The 17,715-nt window shown below is 71.3% G+C and carries 18 protein-coding genes and 1 pseudogene; 6 read left to right on the forward strand and 13 right to left on the reverse strand.

Going from position 1 to position 17,715, the window contains the following annotated elements; all coding sequences use genetic code 11:
- Positions 1-91 precede the first annotated feature (91 nt).
- Positions 92-1,552: a YlbE family protein gene (locus OG746_RS25255; protein WP_266718162.1), complete on the forward strand. Its 1,461-nt coding sequence runs from the start codon at positions 92-94 to the stop codon at positions 1,550-1,552.
- Positions 1,549-2,400: an oxamate carbamoyltransferase subunit AllH family protein gene (locus OG746_RS25260; RefSeq protein WP_266718164.1), complete on the forward strand. Its 852-nt coding sequence runs from the start codon at positions 1,549-1,551 to the stop codon at positions 2,398-2,400. The genes OG746_RS25255 and OG746_RS25260 overlap by 4 nt, the downstream gene beginning before the upstream one ends.
- Here the strand turns inward: OG746_RS25260 and OG746_RS25265 are convergent.
- Positions 2,375-3,769: an NADP-dependent succinic semialdehyde dehydrogenase gene (locus OG746_RS25265; RefSeq protein WP_266718166.1), complete on the reverse strand. Its 1,395-nt coding sequence runs from the start codon at positions 3,767-3,769 to the stop codon at positions 2,375-2,377. The two genes, OG746_RS25260 and OG746_RS25265, sit on opposite strands and share 26 nt — an antisense overlap.
- Positions 3,770-3,891: 122 nt before the next feature.
- A complete protein-coding gene (locus tag OG746_RS25270) occupies positions 3,892-4,368 on the reverse strand; it encodes an ArsI/CadI family heavy metal resistance metalloenzyme (protein ID WP_266718167.1) in 477 nt (158 codons plus the stop codon).
- A 106-nt stretch (positions 4,369-4,474) separates the two neighbouring features.
- Between OG746_RS25270 and OG746_RS25275 the strand changes: the two genes are divergently transcribed.
- From OG746_RS25275 to OG746_RS25285, 3 genes are read left to right on the forward strand one after another with little or no spacing between them, the layout of a single operon-like run.
- Positions 4,475-4,882: an ArsR/SmtB family transcription factor gene (locus OG746_RS25275; protein WP_266718169.1), complete on the forward strand. Its 408-nt coding sequence runs from the start codon at positions 4,475-4,477 to the stop codon at positions 4,880-4,882.
- A 2-nt stretch (positions 4,883-4,884) separates the two neighbouring features.
- Positions 4,885-5,979 carry an ACR3 family arsenite efflux transporter gene (gene arsB / locus OG746_RS25280; RefSeq protein ID WP_266719190.1) on the forward strand — a complete coding sequence of 365 codons (1,095 nt, stop codon included), beginning with the start codon at positions 4,885-4,887 and terminating at the stop codon, positions 5,977-5,979.
- Complete coding sequence (locus OG746_RS25285; protein ID WP_266718171.1) at positions 5,972-6,394, forward strand: arsenate reductase ArsC; 423 nt, start codon at positions 5,972-5,974, stop codon at positions 6,392-6,394. The genes arsB and OG746_RS25285 overlap by 8 nt, the downstream gene beginning before the upstream one ends.
- A gap of 79 nt (positions 6,395-6,473) precedes the next feature.
- On the opposite strand, the gene OG746_RS25290 is transcribed toward OG746_RS25285, so the two are convergent.
- The 11 genes and pseudogenes from OG746_RS25290 to OG746_RS25340 all read right to left on the reverse strand — a co-directional run bounded on the left by OG746_RS25290 (position 6,474) and on the right by OG746_RS25340 (position 17,349).
- The gene (locus OG746_RS25290) at positions 6,474-6,953 is read right to left on the reverse strand and encodes an NUDIX hydrolase (protein ID WP_266718173.1); all 480 of its coding nucleotides are present in this window, start codon (positions 6,951-6,953) and stop codon (positions 6,474-6,476) included.
- Positions 6,946-7,605: a response regulator transcription factor gene (locus OG746_RS25295; RefSeq protein WP_266718174.1), complete on the reverse strand. Its 660-nt coding sequence runs from the start codon at positions 7,603-7,605 to the stop codon at positions 6,946-6,948. The genes OG746_RS25290 and OG746_RS25295 overlap by 8 nt, the downstream gene beginning before the upstream one ends.
- A 72-nt stretch (positions 7,606-7,677) precedes the next feature.
- Positions 7,678-8,979 carry a sensor histidine kinase gene (locus tag OG746_RS25300; RefSeq protein ID WP_266718176.1) on the reverse strand — a complete coding sequence of 434 codons (1,302 nt, stop codon included), beginning with the start codon at positions 8,977-8,979 and terminating at the stop codon, positions 7,678-7,680.
- Positions 8,972-9,769, reverse strand: coding sequence for an ABC transporter permease (locus OG746_RS25305; protein WP_266718178.1), 798 nt, complete (start codon positions 9,767-9,769; stop codon positions 8,972-8,974). Before OG746_RS25305 ends, OG746_RS25300 begins: the two co-directional genes overlap by 8 nt.
- 92 nt (positions 9,770-9,861) lie before the next feature.
- Positions 9,862-10,509: pseudogene (locus OG746_RS25310) on the reverse strand (ABC transporter ATP-binding protein); the annotation flags it as partial.
- 236 nt (positions 10,510-10,745) lie between these two features.
- Positions 10,746-11,273 (reverse strand): hypothetical protein, encoded by a 528-nt coding sequence (locus OG746_RS25315; RefSeq protein ID WP_266718180.1) that lies wholly within the window; start codon positions 11,271-11,273, stop codon positions 10,746-10,748.
- A gap of 225 nt (positions 11,274-11,498) precedes the next feature.
- Positions 11,499-13,031 carry an MFS transporter gene (locus OG746_RS25320; RefSeq protein WP_266718182.1) on the reverse strand — a complete coding sequence of 511 codons (1,533 nt, stop codon included), beginning with the start codon at positions 13,029-13,031 and terminating at the stop codon, positions 11,499-11,501.
- 166 nt (positions 13,032-13,197) lie between these two features.
- Positions 13,198-14,541: a cation:proton antiporter gene (locus OG746_RS25325; protein WP_266718183.1), complete on the reverse strand. Its 1,344-nt coding sequence runs from the start codon at positions 14,539-14,541 to the stop codon at positions 13,198-13,200.
- Positions 14,542-14,545: 4 nt separating this feature from the next.
- Positions 14,546-15,031 (reverse strand): cation:proton antiporter regulatory subunit, encoded by a 486-nt coding sequence (locus OG746_RS25330; RefSeq protein ID WP_266718184.1) that lies wholly within the window; start codon positions 15,029-15,031, stop codon positions 14,546-14,548.
- A 170-nt stretch (positions 15,032-15,201) separates the two neighbouring features.
- Positions 15,202-16,758, reverse strand: coding sequence for an ATP-dependent DNA ligase (locus OG746_RS25335; RefSeq protein ID WP_266718186.1), 1,557 nt, complete (start codon positions 16,756-16,758; stop codon positions 15,202-15,204).
- Positions 16,759-16,851: 93 nt separating this feature from the next.
- Complete coding sequence (locus OG746_RS25340) at positions 16,852-17,349, reverse strand: glutathione peroxidase (protein ID WP_266718188.1); 498 nt, start codon at positions 17,347-17,349, stop codon at positions 16,852-16,854.
- A 100-nt stretch (positions 17,350-17,449) separates the two neighbouring features.
- On the opposite strand from OG746_RS25340, the gene OG746_RS25345 reads away from it, so the two are divergent.
- Complete coding sequence (locus OG746_RS25345; RefSeq protein WP_266718189.1) at positions 17,450-17,710, forward strand: hypothetical protein; 261 nt, start codon at positions 17,450-17,452, stop codon at positions 17,708-17,710.
- The last annotated feature ends 5 nt before the right edge of the window (positions 17,711-17,715 follow it).

Here is a 17,715-nt window from a genome sequence, read left to right on the forward strand (position 1 = left end):
ATCCGTGGCGCACGGAGGCATCGGCACGCACCGCCCGGCGCGACGCACACGTCGAACCCGCCCACCCCAACCACCGCTCAGGAGACCGCACATGACCCCTCACCTCGTGCCCGACCTGCTCGGCGCGGGCGACGCCGCACCGCGGATCGCCGCCGTCGGCGTGGCCGACTTCGCCGATGTGCCCCGCACCGCAGGCGCCCACGTCACCACTCTCGACTGGCGGCCGCCCGCGGGCGGCGACCCCGACCTCGGCTGGAAGCTGGCCGAACTCACCGGCCATGAAGCCGTCGAGGCCGCGAACCGCACGGCCGTCGAGCGGCTGCTCGCCGTGCGACCCGTGTGGCGCGACGTACGCACCGCCCGCGACGTCCTGCCGGTGCTCGACGACCGGGCCACCGGCGAACGCGTCCTGCTGCACGCCGGACCGCCCGTCGACTGGGCCGACATGTGCGGCCCGATGCGTGCGGGTGTCATCGGTGCCGCGCTGCTCGAGGGCTGGGCCGACACCCCGGAACAGGCCCAACACCTGGCGGAATCGGGCGTGTTGCGCTTCGAGCCGTGTCACCACCACGAGGCCGTCGGCCCCATGGGCGGCATCACCTCCCCGTCCATGCCCGTGCTCGTCGTCGAGGACCCGGCCACCGGGCGCCGCGCCTACGCCAACCTCAACGAGGGCGCGGGACGTTGTCTGCGCTACGGGGCCCTGGGTGACGATGTGATGGACCGGCTCCGCTGGATGGCGGACGTACTGGCACCCGCCCTGCGCGCGGTCCTAGCCGACCGGCCCGACGGCGTGGACCTGCGATCCGTCGTCGCCCAGGCGCTCCAGATGGGCGACGAGTGCCACAGCCGCAACACCGCCGCCTCCGCGCTGCTGCTGCGGGAACTTGCCGCGCCGCTCGCCCGCGTCCAACACGGCCCGGAAGTCCTGGAGTTCCTCGCCGAGAACCACTACTGGTTCCTCAACTTCTCGATGGCGGCCGCCAAACTCGCCACCTCCGCCGCGCACGGAGTCGCCCACTCCACGCTCGTCACGGCGTTCGCCCGCAACGGCGTCGAGGTCGGCATCCGCGTCAGCGGCCTCGGCGACTCCTGGTTCACGGCCCCCGCCGCCGAGGTGCGGGGACTGTACTTCGCCGGATACGGGCCCGAGGACGCCAACCCCGACATCGGTGACAGCGCCATCACCGAGACCAACGGCCTCGGCGGCTTCGCCCTCGCCGCCGCGCCCGCCATCACCGGCTTCGTCGGCGGCACCGTGCAGGAGGCGCTGCGCACCAGCCGCGACATGGCCCGCATCACGCTGGCCCGGCACGAGGCCTACCGGCTGCCGGCCCTCGGCGGCATCGGCTCCCCGGTCGGCATCGACGTGCGCGCCGTCCTCGACACCGGCATCGAACCCGTCGTCACCACGGGCATCGCCCACCGCGAACCCGGCATCGGACAGATCGGAGCGGGCCTGGCCCACGCGCCGCTGGAGTGCTTCCGGAAGGCGCTGGAGGCGTTCGCGGTTCCGGAGACGTCCGACGACGTTGCTGCCCTCAGGGCATGAGCCCCGCCCAACTGCCGTGCACCGTCAGCACCTTGGCCCGAGCGCTACTGGCCGGGCCCCCACGTCCCGCCCGGATCGTGGCCGTCGCGCGGCAGGCGCTGTATCTGCTGCCGGGCGACGGTGGCACCCCGCTCGCCGTGGTCGTGCCGCAGGCCGTGCGCGTGCCGACCGCCGTGGTTCTGCCGCATGCTGCGGGGGAGCGGCCGTTCGACGGCGTGGCGGTCGGGGGCGCGGGACGGGTCGGGGGCGGGTGCGTCGCGGTCGGTCCCCTGCGCCTGGCCGTGGGGGAGTTCTGGGCGCCGCCCCGCGTCCAGGACATCCCGCGCGGCCCGGTCCTCGACCGGCTCGCGCGCCTGCGTCCGCCCCGCCCACTGGCGGCCGAGGCCCGCCCCGCCGCGACCGCCCTCGTCCGCGCCCTCGCGCACGGAACCCCGAGCGCGGGGCGTCGCGCCGCTGAGGGACTGTTGGGGCTCGGCCCCGGAGCCACCCCGTCAGGGGACGACTTCCTGTGCGGCCTGCTGCTCGCCGCCCGCCTGTCCCCGCTGCCACCCACCTGGCTGCCCGCTCTCGTAGTCACCGCAGAGCAGGCCGGGACACGTACGCCCCCGGTCTCGGCCGCGCTCCTGCGGCACGCCGCCGACGGGCACTGCATCCCACAGGTGGCGGCGGTACTGCACGCGGCGGCGACCGGCGCGGATCTCGCCGCACCGGTCGCCGACCTGTTGGCCGTCGGTCACAGCTCCGGGAGCGACCTGCTGCACGGGCTGTGCGCGGGGGCGCGGATCGACCGGCCCTCGCATCGCCAAGCTCTCGCGGCTGCTGTCAGGCCCCGAACCACACCGTGGTGATGTTGCAGAACTCCTTGATGCCGTGGTCCGACAGCTCACGTCCGTAGCCGGAACGCTTCGCGCCGCCGAAGGGGAGGGCCGGGTGCGAGGCCGTCATGCCGTTGACGAAGACGCCGCCCGCCTGACTGTCGCGCACGAAGCGCTCGATCTCGTCCTCGTCGCGGGTCCACAGATTGGAACTCAGGCCGAAGGGCGTGTCATTGGCGACGGCGACCGCCTCGTCCAGGTCCGCGACCCGGTACAGGGTCGCCACCGGTCCGAACGTCTCTTCCTTGTGGATGCGCATCTCGGGGGTCACATCGGCGATGACGGTCGGCTCGTAGAACCAGCCGCGGTCGGCGAAGTCCTTGGGCCGCTGCCCACCGCACAGCACACTCGCGCCGCTCTCGACGGCGTCGTCGACCAGCTCCTCCAGGTCGCTGCGCCCCTGCTCGCTGGAGAGCGGTCCGACGTCCGTGTCCTCGTCGAGCGGATCGCCCACCCGCAGCTCCCGCATGCCGGCCACGAACGCGTCCCGGAACTCCTCGAACACCGACTCGTGCACGATGAACCGCTTGGCCGCGATGCACGACTGCCCGTTGTTCTGCACGCGCGCCGTGACGGCCGTCTTCGCCGCCTTCGCCACGTCCGCCGACGGCAGCACCACATACGGGTCGCTGCCGCCCAGCTCCAGGACCGTCTTCTTCACCTCGTCGCCCGCGATCGCTGCCACGGAACGTCCGGCCGGTTCGCTGCCGGTGAGTGTCGCCGCCTCCACCCGCTCGTCGCGCAGGATGCCCTCGACCGCGCCCGACCCGATGAGCAGCGTCTGGAAGCAGCCCTCGGGGAAACCGGCCCGGCGGAAGAGGTCCTCCAGGTAGAGGGCCGTCTGCGGCACGTTCGACGCGTGCTTGAGCAGACCCACGTTCCCGGCCATGAGGGCGGGCGCCGCGAACCGTACGACCTGCCACAGCGGGAAGTTCCACGGCATCACCGCGAGCACCGGGCCGAGCGGCCGATAGCGCACATGCGCCCGCACCGCGCCCGAGTCCTTCACGTCCGACTCCGCGGGATGCTCGTCCGCGAGCAGATCAGCCGCGTGCTCCGCATACCAGCGCATCGTCTTCACGCACTTCAACGCCTCGGCACGGGCCGCCGCGACCGGCTTGCCCATCTCGGTCGTCATCACGCGTGCGATGTCCGGCGCGTCCGCCTCCAACAGGTCGGCAGCCCGCTGCAGCAGCCTCGCCCGGTCGAAGAACGTTGTCGTCCGGTACGAGTCGAAGGCGCTCGCCGCGAGGGCGAGCCTGCGTTCGATCTCCTCCGGGGACAGGGCCTCGTACGTCTTGAGGGTCTCGCCGTTCGCCGGGTTGACCGTCGCGATGGGCATGCTGCCGACCTCCTCTGCGCGGTTCCTTCGACCTTCCCGCGCGCCACGGGCGTGCGCAACGCGGGCTGCGGGGCGATCGCCGGGTACCCGCGGGGAGGTCCGTCAGACGTCGGCCCGTCGGATCACTGTCCGCAGGCGCACTCCGCTGCGGCCGTGTCGGCGGTGACGGCCTGGCTCGTGCAGCAGCCGTCCCCGCCGTCGGCCCCGGCCTGCGCGCTCTTGCCGAGCGTTGCGGCGTCGGCCTTGACCACGTACACCTCCCAGGGCTCCTGGCCGGGGCCGTGGACCCACACCTTGTCCTGGAGGGCGTAGCAGCAGGAGGTGTCGTTCTCCTCGAAGGTCGCGAGGCCCGCGTCCTTGAGCCGGCCGGTGGCCGCACCGACCTGGTCGGTGGACTCGACCTCGACGCCGAGGTGGTCGAGGCGGGTCTCCTGTCCGGGCTCGCCCTCGATGAGGACGAGCTTCAACGGGGGCTCGGTGATGGCGAAGTTGGCGTAGCCCTCGCGGCGCTTGGCCGGTTCGGTGCCGAACAGCTTCGAGTAGAAGGTGATCGACGCTTCCAGGTCACTGACCCGCAGGGCGAGCTGAGCACGGGACATGGCGGTCTCCCCATTCGCTTGAATCGACTCGCTTGAATCGACGTCTTGTATTGATGCCTGTCGATGCAGCATTGCGCCTTGGATCGAAGACTGTCAACATAGAAGTATGTCGAAGCAAGAACTTGTGGTGTTGGGGCAGAACGGCGCGGCCGACGCGTGCTGCCCCGGGTTGCTGACCGCCCCATTGGACGAGGAACAAGCCGTTGACCTGGCGAAAGTCTTCAAGGCGCTGGGCGACCCGGTGCGTCTGAGGCTGCTGTCGATGATCGCTTCGCGGGACGGCGGGGACATCTGCGTCTGCGATCTGACGCCTGCCTTCGACCTGTCGCAGCCGACCATCTCCCACCACCTCAAGCTGCTGCGGCAGGCCGGACTGATCGACTGCGAGCGGCGCGGCACCTGGGTCTACTACTGGCTGCTGCCGGAGATGACCGACCGTCTGGCCGGCATCCTGACCCGCCCGGCGGGCACGCCGCTGCGCGACCGCGACGAGACGGCCGGAGCCGCCTCGTGAGCATGGACGCACCCGAACAGGGCGTGGCCGGACGCCTGTCGTTCCTGGACCGCTATCTCGCCCTGTGGATCCTCGCCGCGATGGCGGTCGGCCTGGGCCTCGGGCGCCTGATCCCGGGCCTCGGGGACGCGCTGGCCACGGTGACCGTCAGCGGGGTGTCCCTGCCGATCGCGCTGGGCCTGCTCGTGATGATGTACCCGGTGCTGGCCAAGGTCCGGTACGACCGTCTCGACACCGTGACCCGCGACCGGCGCATGCTGCTGCCCTCGCTGCTGCTGAACTGGATCGTCGGCCCGGCGCTCATGTTCGCCCTGGCCTGGCTGTTCCTGCCTGACCTGCCCGAGTACCGCACGGGTCTGATCATCGTCGGGCTCGCGCGCTGCATCGCCATGGTCATCATCTGGAACGACCTGGCCTGTGGGCACCGCGAGGCCGCCGCCGTGCTCGTCGCCCTCAACTCGGTCTTCCAGGTGATCGCGTTCTCCGCGCTCGGCTGGTTCTACCTCCAGGTGCTGCCCGGCTGGCTCGGCCTGGAACAGACGAGCCTGGACGTGTCGGTGTGGGAGATCGCCCGCAGCGTGCTCATCTTCCTGGGCATCCCGCTCGCGGCCGGGTATCTGACCCGCCGCATCGGCGAGAAGGTCAAGGGCCGCACCTGGTACGAGGCGAAGCTGATCCCGCGCATCGGCCCGTTCGCCCTGTACGGGCTGCTGTTCACCATCGTCATCCTCTTCGCGCTCCAGGGCGACGCCATCACCAGCCGCCCCGTGGACGTGCTCCGTATCGCACTGCCGCTGCTCGTCTACTTCGCGCTCATGTGGGCCGGATCGATGCTGCTGGGCAGGGCGGTCGGGCTCGACTACCCGCGTGCCACCACGCTCGCCTTCACCGCCGCGGGCAACAACTTCGAGCTGGCGATCGCCGTGTCCATCGCGACCTTCGGCGCCTCCTCCGGACAGGCACTCGCCGGCGTCGTCGGCCCGCTCATCGAGGTGCCCGTGCTGATCGGCCTGGTCTACGTCGCGTTGTACGCGCGCCGCTACTTCCCCGCCCCCGCTGCCACCGCCGTACCGCAGGAAGAGACGACCCGTGTCTGACACCCCGCAGCAGCCGTCGGTGCTGTTCGTCTGCGTCCACAACGCCGGACGTTCACAGATGGCGGCCGCCTTCCTCACCCATCTTGCGGGCGACCGCGTCCACGTACGCTCGGCGGGCTCGGCCCCGGCGGAGACGGTCAATGCGGCCGTGGCCGAAGCACTCGCCGAGGTCGGCATCGACATCTCCGCCGAGGTCCCCAAGGTCCTCACCGTGGACGCGGTCCAGGCCTCCGACGTCGTCATCACCATGGGCTGCGGCGACACCTGCCCCGTCTTCCCCGGCAAGCGCTACCTGGACTGGCAACTCCCGGACCCGGCGGGCCAGGGCGTCGACGCCGTGCGCCCCATCCGCGACGAGATCGAACAACGCGTCCGCGCGCTGATCGACGACATCGCAACGGCGGCGGACGCCTGAGGATCCAGCGGCTCGGCGACCCAGCGACCCAGCGGCTCGGCGACTCGGCGCCGACCAAGGAAGGCCGTCGGCTCGCGGCTCAGGACAGCTGAGTCGCGAGCCGGTCGAGGAAGACCGCCTGCGCCTTCACGATCCGATCCCGCGCCGGGTCCAGGCCGAACCAGGCCACCCGGTCCAGCTCGGGAAACTCCTGCGTGCGACCGGAACCCCGGGGCCACTCCATCGTGAACGTCCCCGGCACCATGTCCGCCGGATCCAGATCCGCCTCCACCGCCCACACGGTCACGTGTTTTCCGCCGGACTGCACCGTCTCGCCCAGCGGCAGCGCGGTCCCCTCCGGCGGTGGCAGTCCCAGCTCCTCCTGGAACTCGCGCCGCGCCGCGTCCCACGGCGTCTCGCCCTGCTCGTACTCGCCCTTCGGCACGCCCCACGCGCCCGCGTCCTTGCGCGCCCAGAACGGGCCGCCCATGTGCCCGAGCAGCACCTCGACCCCGCCCGACGCGCGCCGGAAGAGAAGCAGGCCCGCGCTGCGCTTCGTTCGCCTCGTCCCGTCAGCCATGCGTCAAGTCTCGGTGCAGGAAGCGGATGACCGCGAGTACACGGCGATTGTGATCCTCCGACACCGGCAGCCCCAGCTTCCCGAAGACCGCCGCGACATGCTTCTCCACCGTGCCCGCCGACACGTGCAGCGACTCGGCGATCGCCGCGTTCGACCGGCCCTCCGCCATCAGCTCCAGCACGTCCCGCTCCCGCTCCGTGAGCGAGCTCAGCTCCTCGGTCGCCCGGCCCCCACCGGCGAGCTGGGTCACCACCTCCGGGTCCAGCGCGGTGCCGCCCGCCGCGACCCGGGTGAGCGCGTCCGTGAACTCCGCGACGTTCGCCACCCGTTCCTTGAGCAGATACCCGACGCCCGCCGAGCCCTCGGCCAGCAGCCGCGTGGCGTACTTCGTCTCCACGTACTGCGAGAACAGCAGCACACCGGTCCCCGGGTGCTCGCGCCGGATGTCGATCGCCGCACGCAGCCCGTCGTCGGTGTGTGTCGGAGGCATCCGGATGTCGACGACCGTCACATCGGGCCTGTGCTCCGCCACGGCCGCCCGCAGCGCATCCGCATCGCTCACCGCAGCCACCACCTCGTGCCCCCGCATGGACAGCATCTGGGCCAGCAACTCCCGCAGCACGGCGGCGTCCTCGGCGATGACTACACGCATGGCCGGGATCGTCTCATGGGCCCTCTCCGCGTTCACTTCGCTCCCTCGCCTTCCGCCCGCTTCCACCTGCGCCTACGTGTGCAGCGGCAGCGACACCGTCACCACCGTCGGCCCGCCCGGCGGGCTCGTCACCTCCAGCGACCCGTCCACCGTCCGTGCCCGCTGCACCAGCCCCGCCAGCCCGCCGCCCGGCTCCCTGCGCGCGCCACCCTTCCCGTCGTCCGTCACCCGAAGCCGCAACGTGCCGTCCCCCGCGGCCAGTTCCACCCCGCAGCGCTGCGCCCCGCTGTGCTTTATCGCGTTGGCCAGCAGCTCCGCCACGCAGAAGTAGGCCAGGCTCTCCATCGCCGGCGCCGGCCGCTCCGGCAGATCCACGCTGACGTCCACGGGCAGCGTGCTGCGCGCCGCGAGCGTGCTCAACGCGTCGCCGAGCCCGCCGTCGAGCGCGGGCGGATGCAGGCCTCGCGAGAGGTCGCGCAGCTCCGTGAGAACCTCCGTCGCGTTGTCCCGCGCCGTCTCCACCATGCGGTGCAGCTCCGGCCGGTCCCGGTCGTCCAATTGCTCGCGCACCATGTCCAGGCTCATCGCGAGCGCCACCAGGCGGACCTGCGCCCCGTCGTGCAGATCCCGCTCGAGCCGGCGCAGCCGCTCATTGGCGTCCTCCACCGCCAGCGCCCGCTTCTCCTCCAGGTCGCGGACCCGGTCGGCCAGCTCACCGGGGCCGAGCAGCGCCGGCATCAACGTGCGATCCGCCTTGACGGCGATCCGGACCAGCCACGGCGCCACCACGACGATCAGCAGCCCCCGCAGCGCGACACCGAACGCTTCAGCCGGCGAGTGCACTTGCGGCTCACCGCCCCACGGCAACGGCGTCACCAGCGTCAGATCCTCGGGCGTGAACAACCACCGCACCGGCGCCGCGATGTTCACCGCGCCGATCACCCACCACGTCAGCCCGTACAGGCCCACCGTCGCCAGCGGCAGCTTCACCAGCACGTACGCGACCGCCCGCCACGCCGCCCCGTCCCGCAGCCGCGCCTCCACGCGCGCGAACGTCCCGCCCTCGGCCGACGGCGGGCCCGGCGCAGCTACCCGCTCGCCCAGCAGCGCGCCCGCAAGACGTCGGTGCAGCGCGCCGAGTCCACGGGCCAGGCCGAGCCCGGCCAGCAGGAACACCGCGCCGAGAACCGCCCCGACCACCGTCAGGGTCAGCGCCGACCCCAGGGCCAGCGCGACCACGACCAAGAGGAAGCCCGCGAGCGCGGGGACGTAGGACAGCAGGCAGTACGCCGCCTCCGCCCACGCCCGCCGCGTCACGCAGGCCGTCAACGCGGCCCGTACGGTCGGCAGGCCGATGAGGGGGAAGTCAGGCATCGCGACGCGCCAGCAGCCGGTCGCCCACGGCGAGGAACGCCGCCGTGTACAGGCACAGCACCCCGAACCCGGCCCAGGGCGACAGCATCCCGTCGACCGGCACCGTCACCGCCAGCGAATTGCCCGCGATCATCGTCGGGAAGAACTTCGCGACCGTCGTCCCCGTGGTCCCGGCCAGCAGCGCGGGCAGCACATATGTGATGCCGACCAGGACACCTATCGCGCTCGCCGTGTGCCGGGTGATCGTGCCGATCCCGAGCCCCATCAGGCCGACCATCGCCAGATACGCGCCCGACATGAGCACGGCGCGCAGCACAGCGGGGTCACCGAGCGAAGGATGCGGGACACCGGGGGAGAGTGCCGCGGTCCCCGCGAGGAACGACACGAACGTGACCACCTCGCCGATGGCCAGCGCGAGACCGCCGAACACCGCGGCCTTCGCCGCCAGCGCGAGCCGCCGGTCCGGCACCGCGGCCAGCGTCGAGCGGATCGTCCCCGACGCGTACTCGCCGGATATCACGAGGACACCCAGCACGCCGATGATGAGCTGCCCGAGGGCCACACCCGCCAGGACATTGTTCGTCGGGTCGAAGGACGCCACCTTCGAAGCACCCTGCGGCGCCTTGGTGTTGGCCATCGTCACGACCCCCATGGCGATCATGCCGACCACGGTGAGGAGCAGCGCGTACATTGTCGACCGCAGGCTCCGCAGCTTGATCCACTCCATCCGGGCGGCCTGCCGGAAGCCATGGTGCCCCGCCAGGGCGGGCGCGTACGTCACGGTGCTCATCGGGCTCCTCCTGCCTGGTACACGGGTCCTGCCTGGTACACGGCCGCGCTCCCGGTGAGCGCGAAGAACGACTCCTCCAACGAGCGTCCGCCCGCCGTGAGTTCGGCGACCGAGGTGTCCGCGAGCAGCCTGCCCTGGCCGATCACCAGGAGATGGTCGGCTGTCAGGGCCATCTCGCTGATCAAATGGCTCGACAGCAGGACCGTACGTCCCTCGGCGGCCAGTGAGCGCAGCAACTCCCTTATCCAGCGCACGCCTTCGGGGTCCAGGCCGTTCACCGGCTCGTCGAACAGCAGCACCGCCGGGTCGCCCAGGAGCGCCGACGCGATCCCGAGGCGCTGCGCCATGCCGAGCGAGAACGAACCCGCCCGCTTGTGCGCGACCGACGCCAGACCGACGGTCTCAAGGACCGCGTCCACCCGCGCCGGATCGATGCCGCCGCCCGCGGCGAGCGCCGCGAGATGGCTGCGCGCGCTGCGGCCCGGATGGAACGTGCGGGCCTCAAGGAGCGCGCCGACGCGGCGCAGCGGCCAGTCCAGCTCGGCGTACGGGCGGCCGTCGATCGTGACGTGCCCTGCGTCCGGCCGGTCGAGACCCATGATCATGCGCATGGTCGTGGACTTCCCCGACCCGTTCGGCCCGAGGAACCCTGTGACGCTCCCGGGGCGCACCCGAAAGCTCAGATCCTCCACGGCGACCGTCTCGCCGTACCGCTTGGTGAGACCCCTGGCCTCGATCATCACGACTCCCTCTGCCCGCGCGCTCTGGCGTCACGTCCTTCGTGTGACATCCACGCTATGAACCGGGACGATCCGCCGGAACGAGGTTGTCCTCCGACCCTGCTGGGGGAAATCCCCCAGGCCGCGGACGCGGGGGAGGAGTTCCGCGCTGGGGCTGGGGCTGGGGCTGGGGCTGGGGCTGGGGCCGAGGTCGGGGCTGGGGTCAGGGTCGGAGTCGGGTCGAGGCGGGTGTTCCTTCAGGCCCGCCTCCGCGGCAAGACCCCCAACGCCGTCGCGTCCGCGAGATGCTGTCCCAGGCGCAACCGCTCCGGCCCGATCGGCCCCGACAGCTCCGACAGCAGACTCAGCGAGCCCACCGCCCCGTCCGAGGCCCGCAGCGGCACCGCCACCACACACGCGAAGCCCATGCTGCGCGCCATCGCCGTGTACGACGGCCAGTTGGCGCGCGCGTACGGATGCGCGAGCGGGACGCCGCTGATGGCCGTCGCGGAGCTGCGGCAGTCCAGGCCGGGACCCTCGCCCCACGTCAACGCGGCCCGCTCCAGGCGCAGACCGCGTGGATCGGACGCCGCGACCTCGACCCGGGTCGCGGGTGGATTCAGCACCGCCACCGCCGACGCCACTCCGAGCAGCGACACGCAACTGCCGACGAGCACGCCGAGGGCCTGAGCACCGCCCCGTACGGCGGCGTCGGCCACTTCGACGAACGCCGTCGCCAGCCGTTCGCTGTCCACCTGGTACGGCTCGTACGGCACGCCACGCATGACGGCCCCCTCGCCCCTGTCTGGTCCGCCCCGCACGGCGCAGCCATCCGCCCTGCCACTTGCCCGTCGGGCGGACTGTGCTCAGGGGGTATGCCCCCTGAATGGGCCGCACGAACCAAACCCACGCCGACCAACCCCATGTCGACCAAACTCACGCCGACCCAACCCGAGCCGACAGAAACCGCGCCAACCACAGCCGCGCCAACCGAAGTCGCGCGTACCGGCTCACATGTGCGCGGCCCCCTCGCCGGACATCACCTTCGGCGCCCCCGGCCGGTACAGCAGCAGCGTCACGACGAAACCGACGCCGAAGAACGTGGCCGACCACCAGTAGGCGGTCGAATAGCTCTCGATCGCGGCCTGCGCCCGCACCAGCGGCGTGGGCCGCTTGCCGACGAGGTAGCTGGTCGCCGCGGTCGTGGCCAGGGTGTTCAGCAGCGCCGTGCCGATCGAACCGCCCACCTGCTGACTGGTGTTGACCATCGCGGAGGCCACGCCCGCGTCGTGCGCCGCGATACCGGACGTGGCGAGGTTCATGGCCGTGGCGAAGATCATGCCCATGCCGAGGCCCATCACCAGCGTGGGTGGCAGCACATGGGCGGCGTAACTACTGCCGAGGTCGAGGAAGGTCAGCCAGATCATCGCCACCACGGACAGGGCCATGCCCAGCGGGACGATCGGCTTCGGCCCGAACTTCGGCGCGAGCACGTTCTGCGTGACGATCGACGAGAAGATCATGCAGGCGACCATCGGCAGGAACGCCACACCGGTCGACACCGGCGAGAACTCCAGGATCTGCTGCAGGTAGTACGTCAGGAAGAGGAACACGCCGAACATGCCCGCACCGGCGATGAACATCGCCAGGTACGACGCGCCGCGGTCCCGGTCGAGGGGCACGCGCAGCGGCAGCAGCGGATGCGCGGCCCGCGTCTCGAACCAGGCGAACGCGGCGAGCAGGATCACGCCGATCACCAGGAAGCCCCAGGTCGCGAACTCGCTCCAGTCGTGCGTCTCGGCGTTGGAGAACCCGTACACGATGCAGAACAGGCCCGCCGAAACCAGGATCGTGCCGGGCACGTCCAGCTTCGGCCGGTCTGCGGGGCGCCCGCCGTGCAGCAGGCGCAGGCCGCCCAGGAACGCGAAGGCGGCGAAGGCCAGGTTCACGAACAGGCACCAGCGCCAGTCCAGGTACTCGGTCAGCACACCGCCGAGCAACAGCCCGACCGCGCCACCCGCACCGGCGATGGCGCCGTAGATGCCGAAGGCCTTGGCCCGCTCCTTGGGGTCGGTGAACGTCGTCGTCAGCAGGGAGAGCGCGGCCGGCGCGAGCAGCGCGCCGAACGCGCCCTGCAGGGCGCGCGCCGCGACCAGCATCTCGAAGCTGCTCGCCGCACCACCCAGCGCGGAGGCCACCGCGAAGCCGACCAGGCCCGTGAGGAAGACGGCCTTGCGGCCGACGAGGTCGGCGATCCGCCCGCCGAGCAGCAGCAGGCTGCCGAACGCCAGGGAGTAGGCGGTGACGATCCACTGCCGGTTGCCGTCGGAGAACCCGAGGTCCTTCTGGGCCGACGGCAGCGCGATGTTCACGATGGTGGCGTCGAGGACGACCATCAGCTGGGCCAGGCCGATCACGGCGAGGATCAGCCAGCGGTGCTCGTGCTTGCCCCCGCCCGCGTACGGCACGGAGCCGCCGCCGGGAGGGGAGCTCTCTATGCCGGGTTCGGCGCCTGCAGGGGAGGTGTCGGGCGAGCGATCCATCGTGGCCTCCAAACCACCAGACCCCCCGATCGACTTCGCCCACCACGCTAAGCGCCCTGGTCATGGCGGGCGACTGGAGAGAGAACGGGGCCGTTCTCCATGCCTGGAGAACGGCCCCGTCGGGTGCCGGGTTCGGCGGCGTGCGCCGAGGATCGGCGGTGGATCGTCAGCGGCTGTGCTCGTCCACGGCGGCCGGTCGTTCGTCGGGCTTCTCGTCCGGCTTCTTCTCGTCCGCCTGCGCGACCGGCGCGGCCTGCGCGACCTGTCCGGCCTGGGCGACCTCCGCGACCCGTGCGGCCTCCGCGCCCTGCTCGGCCGCACGCGGCTCGGGAACCACGCCCACGGGCACCGCCGGGCGCTGCGGGAACAGCCGCTGCGCGAGGGGCTGGACGAACCGCGCGGTCAGCGGGCCCACGATCACCAGGATCAGCACGTACGCGGTGGCCAGCGGGCCGAGCCGCGGCTCGATGCCGGACGTCACGGCGAGGCCCGCGATCACGATGGAGAACTCGCCGCGCGCCACCAGCGCGCCACCGGCCCGCCAGCGTCCCTTGACGGAGATCCCGGCGCGGCGCGCCGCCCAGTACCCCGTAGCGATCTTCGTGCAGGCCGTGACCACGGCGAGCAGCAGCGCGGGCAGCAGCACCGGCGGAATGCTCGCCGGGTCGGTGTGCAGACCGAAGAAGACGAAGAACACGGCCGCGAACAGGTCCCGCAGCGGGGACAGCAGCGTGTGCGTGTTCTCGGCGACCTCACCGGACAGCGCGATACCCACGAGGAACGCGCCCACGGCCGCAGACACCTGGAGCTGCTGCGCGAGGCCGGCGACCAGGATGGTCAGGCCGAGCACCACGAGGAGCAGCTTCTCCGGGTCGTCGCTCGACACGAACTTCGAGATGTGCCGCCCGAACCGCACGGCGATGAACAGCACCAGACCCGCGGCGCCGAGCGCGATGGCGAGCGTGAGCCCGCCGGCCGCCCAGCCGACCCCGGCGAGCAGCGCCGTGATGATGGGCAGATACACGGCCATCGCCAGGTCCTCGAGCACCAGGATGCTGAGGATCACCGGCGTCTCGCGGTTGCCGAGCCGGCCCAGGTCCCCGAGCACCTTGGCGATCACGCCCGAGGACGAGATCCAGGTGACACCGGCGAGCACCACGGCGGCCACCGGGCCCCACCCCATGAGCAGCGCGGCGGCGGCACCGGGCAGCGCGTTGAACGTCATGTCGACAAGGCCGGCCGGATATTGCGTCTTGAGATTGGTGACGAGATCGCTGGCCGTGTACTCGAGGCCCAGCATCAACAGCAGCAGGATCACGCCTATTTCGGAGCCGATGGCCACGAATTCCTCGCTGGCGCCGAGCGGCAGCAGACCGCCCTCGCCGAACGCGAGCCCTGCCAGCAGATACAGCGGGATCGGTGAGAACCGCAGGCGTCCCGCGAGCCGCCCGAGCAGCCCGAGCGCCAGCGTGATGGCACCGAATTCGATCAGAAAGAGAGCACTGTGCATACGGTCACTCCCGCCCCAGAATCGCGGCCGCCGCGTCGACGCCCTCGCGGGTACCGATGACGATGACCGTGTCGCCGCCCGCGAGCCGGAAGTCCGGCGTCGGCGACGGAATCGCGTCGGCGCGGCGCAGTACGGCCACGATCGACGCGCCGGTATCGGTGCGCATCTTCGTCTCGCCCAGCAGCCGCCCGTTCCAGATCGAGGTGCCGGGCACCTCGATGCGTTCGGCGACAAGACCCAGGTCGGTGGTGTGCAACAGGTTCGGGCTGTGGTGCGAAGGCGTCAACGCGTCGATGAGATACGCCGCTTCCCCCGACGTCAGCTTCAGCGACAGGTCGCAGGCGTCCGGGTCGTCCGCCCGGTACGCGCTGAGGGTGCGCCCCCCGTCCCGATGGGCGACTACCGAGAGCTGACGCTGCTCGCGGGTCGTGAGGTCATAGCGGTAGCCGATCCCCGGCAATGGTGTCCTGCTCAGGCGTGAAGCGGGCACGTCTCTCCCCTTGTCCGTGCGTGGCCGCTGTCCCGGCGGCCAATAGGTGGCAGATGCAACTTTAGATGGATGTCCGTCACCCTATACGCGCCAAGCTTTGGCAAAAAAACGGTCAGGCATGGAAAAGGCCATACGAGGCCGTACCTCGAAGCGGTCTTCTGTCGACACGCTCAGGCGTCGAGCGACGGATGAGCGGCGAGCACCGCCCCCACCGTGTCCGCCTCTCCGGCCGACTTGTCCTCCCGATACCGCACCACGCGCGCGAAGCGGAGCGTCACGCCCGCCGGGTAGCGCGTCGAACGCTGCAACCCGTCGTAGGCGATCTCGACGACCAACTCGGGCCGCACGGTCACGACATGACCGTCGTCACTGACGGCCGACGCGAGCAGCCGCTCCGTCTGCCAGGTCAGCAATGCGTCGGTGAGCCCCTTGAACGTCTTGCCGAGCATCGCGTACGTACCGTCGGGGCGGCGCGCGCCCAGGTGCAGATTGGACAGCTTGCCGGTGCGCCGCCCGTGCCCCCACTCGGCGGCGAGCACGACCAGGTCCAGCGTGTGCACGGGCTTGACCTTCACCCAGGACGCGCCGCGGCGGCCCGCGCTGTACGGGGCCTCGAGCCCCTTGAGCACGACACCTTCATGGCCACGCGCGAGGGTGTCGGCGAAGAACGCCTCGGCGACGCCCCGCTGTACGGCGTTGTCCGCGCCCTCTCCCTCTTCGACCACGACGCGCCGTACCCGCATCGGCTCCGGCACGAGCCGTGCCAGCTGTTCGTGCCGCCCGGCGAACGGCAGATCCAGCAGATCCCGCCCGTCGACGTACAGCACATCGAAGAACACGGGGGAGACCGGCAGTGCCTCCGCGGCCCGCGCGACGTCGACCCGCGACCCGACCCGCCCCGCGACATCCTGGAACGCCCGCGGCCGCCCGTCCGCACCGAGCGCGATGACCTCCCCGTCGAGAATGAACCGCTCACCGGCGAACTCCCGTACGGCGTCGGTCACTTCGGGGAGCCGGTCGGTGATGTCGTCGAGCGTCCGCGTGTAGATGTGCACGGCATCGCCGTCCCGGTGAACCTGCACGCGGATGCCGTCGAGCTTCTCCTCGACGGCGCAGGTGCCCAACTTGTCGAGAGCCTCGCCGACGCCACCCGCGCTGTGCGCGAGCATCGGCAGGACGGGCCGGCCGACGGTGAGCCGGAACTCGTCGAGCGCCTCGGTGCCGCGCGCGAGGAGCGCCTGCGCGACGTCCTGCAGCCCACCCGCCAGCATCACGGCACGTCGTACGTCGGCGGGGGCGGCGCCCGTCGCCTGCGCAAGCCCCTCGGTCGCGACGGCGTCCAGGGCGCCCTGCCGCACCTCACCGGTCACGAGCCCGAACAGAAACCGCTGCTCGCCCTCGGTGGCGGCCCCCATCAGCTCCCCGACAAGACGCTTCCGCTCGGCCTGGGACCCGGCGCCGGACACATCCCCGAGCTCGGTCATCAGCGCGTCGACGTCCTGCACGCTCAGCCGCGGCTCCGGCGCCGCCTCGACCCGCTCGCTCAGCACCCGCCACCCGACCCCGAGCCGCCCCTGGGGCAGCCGCCCCGCCAGATACGGGATGACGATCGGCACGTCGTCCGGATCGGCATCCCGGAACAACTCGGCGAGCAACGCGATTTTCCGCGACCGCGCGGAGGCGGCGGCGACGTCCTGGGACACCTGAGAGAGCCGGGCGAACAGCATGTAGCCATGGTGCTACGGGGGGAGTGGAGGCGCAGCGGGGCGGGCGCGGGGCGCAGGGACGCACCCAGCACTCACCCCCCCCTGCCCCGGACCTCAGCTCTGCGCCGAGAGCTCCCGCTCGATGGCCGCCACGACCTCCGGCGCGTCCGGCGTCGTCTGGGGCGAGAAGCGCGCGACGACGTCGCCGGAGCGCCCCACGAGGAACTTCTCGAAGTTCCAACGGATGTCGCCGGTGTGCCCCTCCGCGTCCGCCGTGTCGACGAGGTTCGCGTACAGCGCGTGTCGCTCCTCGCCGTTGACGTCGACCTTCTCGGTCATGGGGAACGTGACGCCATACGTGGCCGAGCAGAACTCGGAGATCTCGTCGGCGGTACCGGGCTCCTGCCCCATGAACTGGTTGCAGGGCACGCCGAGAACCGTGAACCCACGGTCCGCATACTGCTTCTGGAGCTCCTCCAGGGCGGTGTACTGCGGCGTGAGCCCGCACTTCGAGGCAACGTTGACGATCAGGACGGCCTTGCCCTGGTACTGGGGCAGGTCGGCGGCGCCGCCCTGAAGGTTGTCGATCTGTACTGCGTCGTAAATGGTCATGCTGCGGAGCCTACGCCGGGGCTGTGACAACAACGTGACCGCGCCCCACGGACGTAGGATCGCGCTCAGGATTCGTTCGGCGGAGTGGAGTTGACCGGCCGTGATGCCCCCGTTCTGCGAGATCTGCCACGCGACCGCCAAGGACTACGAGTACGAGACATTTACGCTCGTGTACTTCCGCGCGATAGCGCCACCGCTCGAACACGAGGGGCATCCCGAGAACGCCCTGTGGTTCTGCAAGGACCACGTCCGGCACACCGAGGGCAAGACCCACTTGAGCGCCATCCTGGCCATGGTCCACATCCGCGCGGCGGTCCGACGCAACGCCCCGAACCCCTGGCCGCTCCCGGGCATGCCCTGAGGTCC

The sequence above is a fragment of the Streptomyces sp. NBC_01016 genome (assembly GCF_026341035.1).
Taxonomy (GTDB): Bacteria; Actinomycetota; Actinomycetes; order Streptomycetales; family Streptomycetaceae; genus Streptomyces.

Coding starts and splice junctions, on each gene's coding strand:
- OG746_RS25255 (WP_266718162.1), top strand. CDS start 92: ATGACCCCTCACCTCGTGCCCGACCTGCTCGGCGCGGGCGACGCCGCA.
- OG746_RS25260 (WP_266718164.1), top strand. CDS start 1,549: ATGAGCCCCGCCCAACTGCCGTGCACCGTCAGCACCTTGGCCCGAGCG.
- OG746_RS25265 (WP_266718166.1), bottom strand. CDS start 3,769: ATGCCCATCGCGACGGTCAACCCGGCGAACGGCGAGACCCTCAAGACG.
- OG746_RS25270 (WP_266718167.1), bottom strand. CDS start 4,368: ATGTCCCGTGCTCAGCTCGCCCTGCGGGTCAGTGACCTGGAAGCGTCG.
- OG746_RS25275 (WP_266718169.1), top strand. CDS start 4,475: ATGTCGAAGCAAGAACTTGTGGTGTTGGGGCAGAACGGCGCGGCCGAC.
- arsB (WP_266719190.1), top strand. CDS start 4,885: ATGGACGCACCCGAACAGGGCGTGGCCGGACGCCTGTCGTTCCTGGAC.
- OG746_RS25290 (WP_266718173.1), bottom strand. CDS start 6,953: ATGGCTGACGGGACGAGGCGAACGAAGCGCAGCGCGGGCCTGCTTCTC.
- OG746_RS25295 (WP_266718174.1), bottom strand. CDS start 7,605: ATGCGTGTAGTCATCGCCGAGGACGCCGCCGTGCTGCGGGAGTTGCTG.
- OG746_RS25300 (WP_266718176.1), bottom strand. CDS start 8,979: ATGCCTGACTTCCCCCTCATCGGCCTGCCGACCGTACGGGCCGCGTTG.
- OG746_RS25305 (WP_266718178.1), bottom strand. CDS start 9,769: ATGAGCACCGTGACGTACGCGCCCGCCCTGGCGGGGCACCATGGCTTC.
- OG746_RS25315 (WP_266718180.1), bottom strand. CDS start 11,273: ATGCGTGGCGTGCCGTACGAGCCGTACCAGGTGGACAGCGAACGGCTG.
- OG746_RS25320 (WP_266718182.1), bottom strand. CDS start 13,031: ATGGATCGCTCGCCCGACACCTCCCCTGCAGGCGCCGAACCCGGCATA.
- OG746_RS25325 (WP_266718183.1), bottom strand. CDS start 14,541: ATGCACAGTGCTCTCTTTCTGATCGAATTCGGTGCCATCACGCTGGCG.
- OG746_RS25335 (WP_266718186.1), bottom strand. CDS start 16,758: ATGCTGTTCGCCCGGCTCTCTCAGGTGTCCCAGGACGTCGCCGCCGCC.
- OG746_RS25340 (WP_266718188.1), bottom strand. CDS start 17,349: ATGACCATTTACGACGCAGTACAGATCGACAACCTTCAGGGCGGCGCC.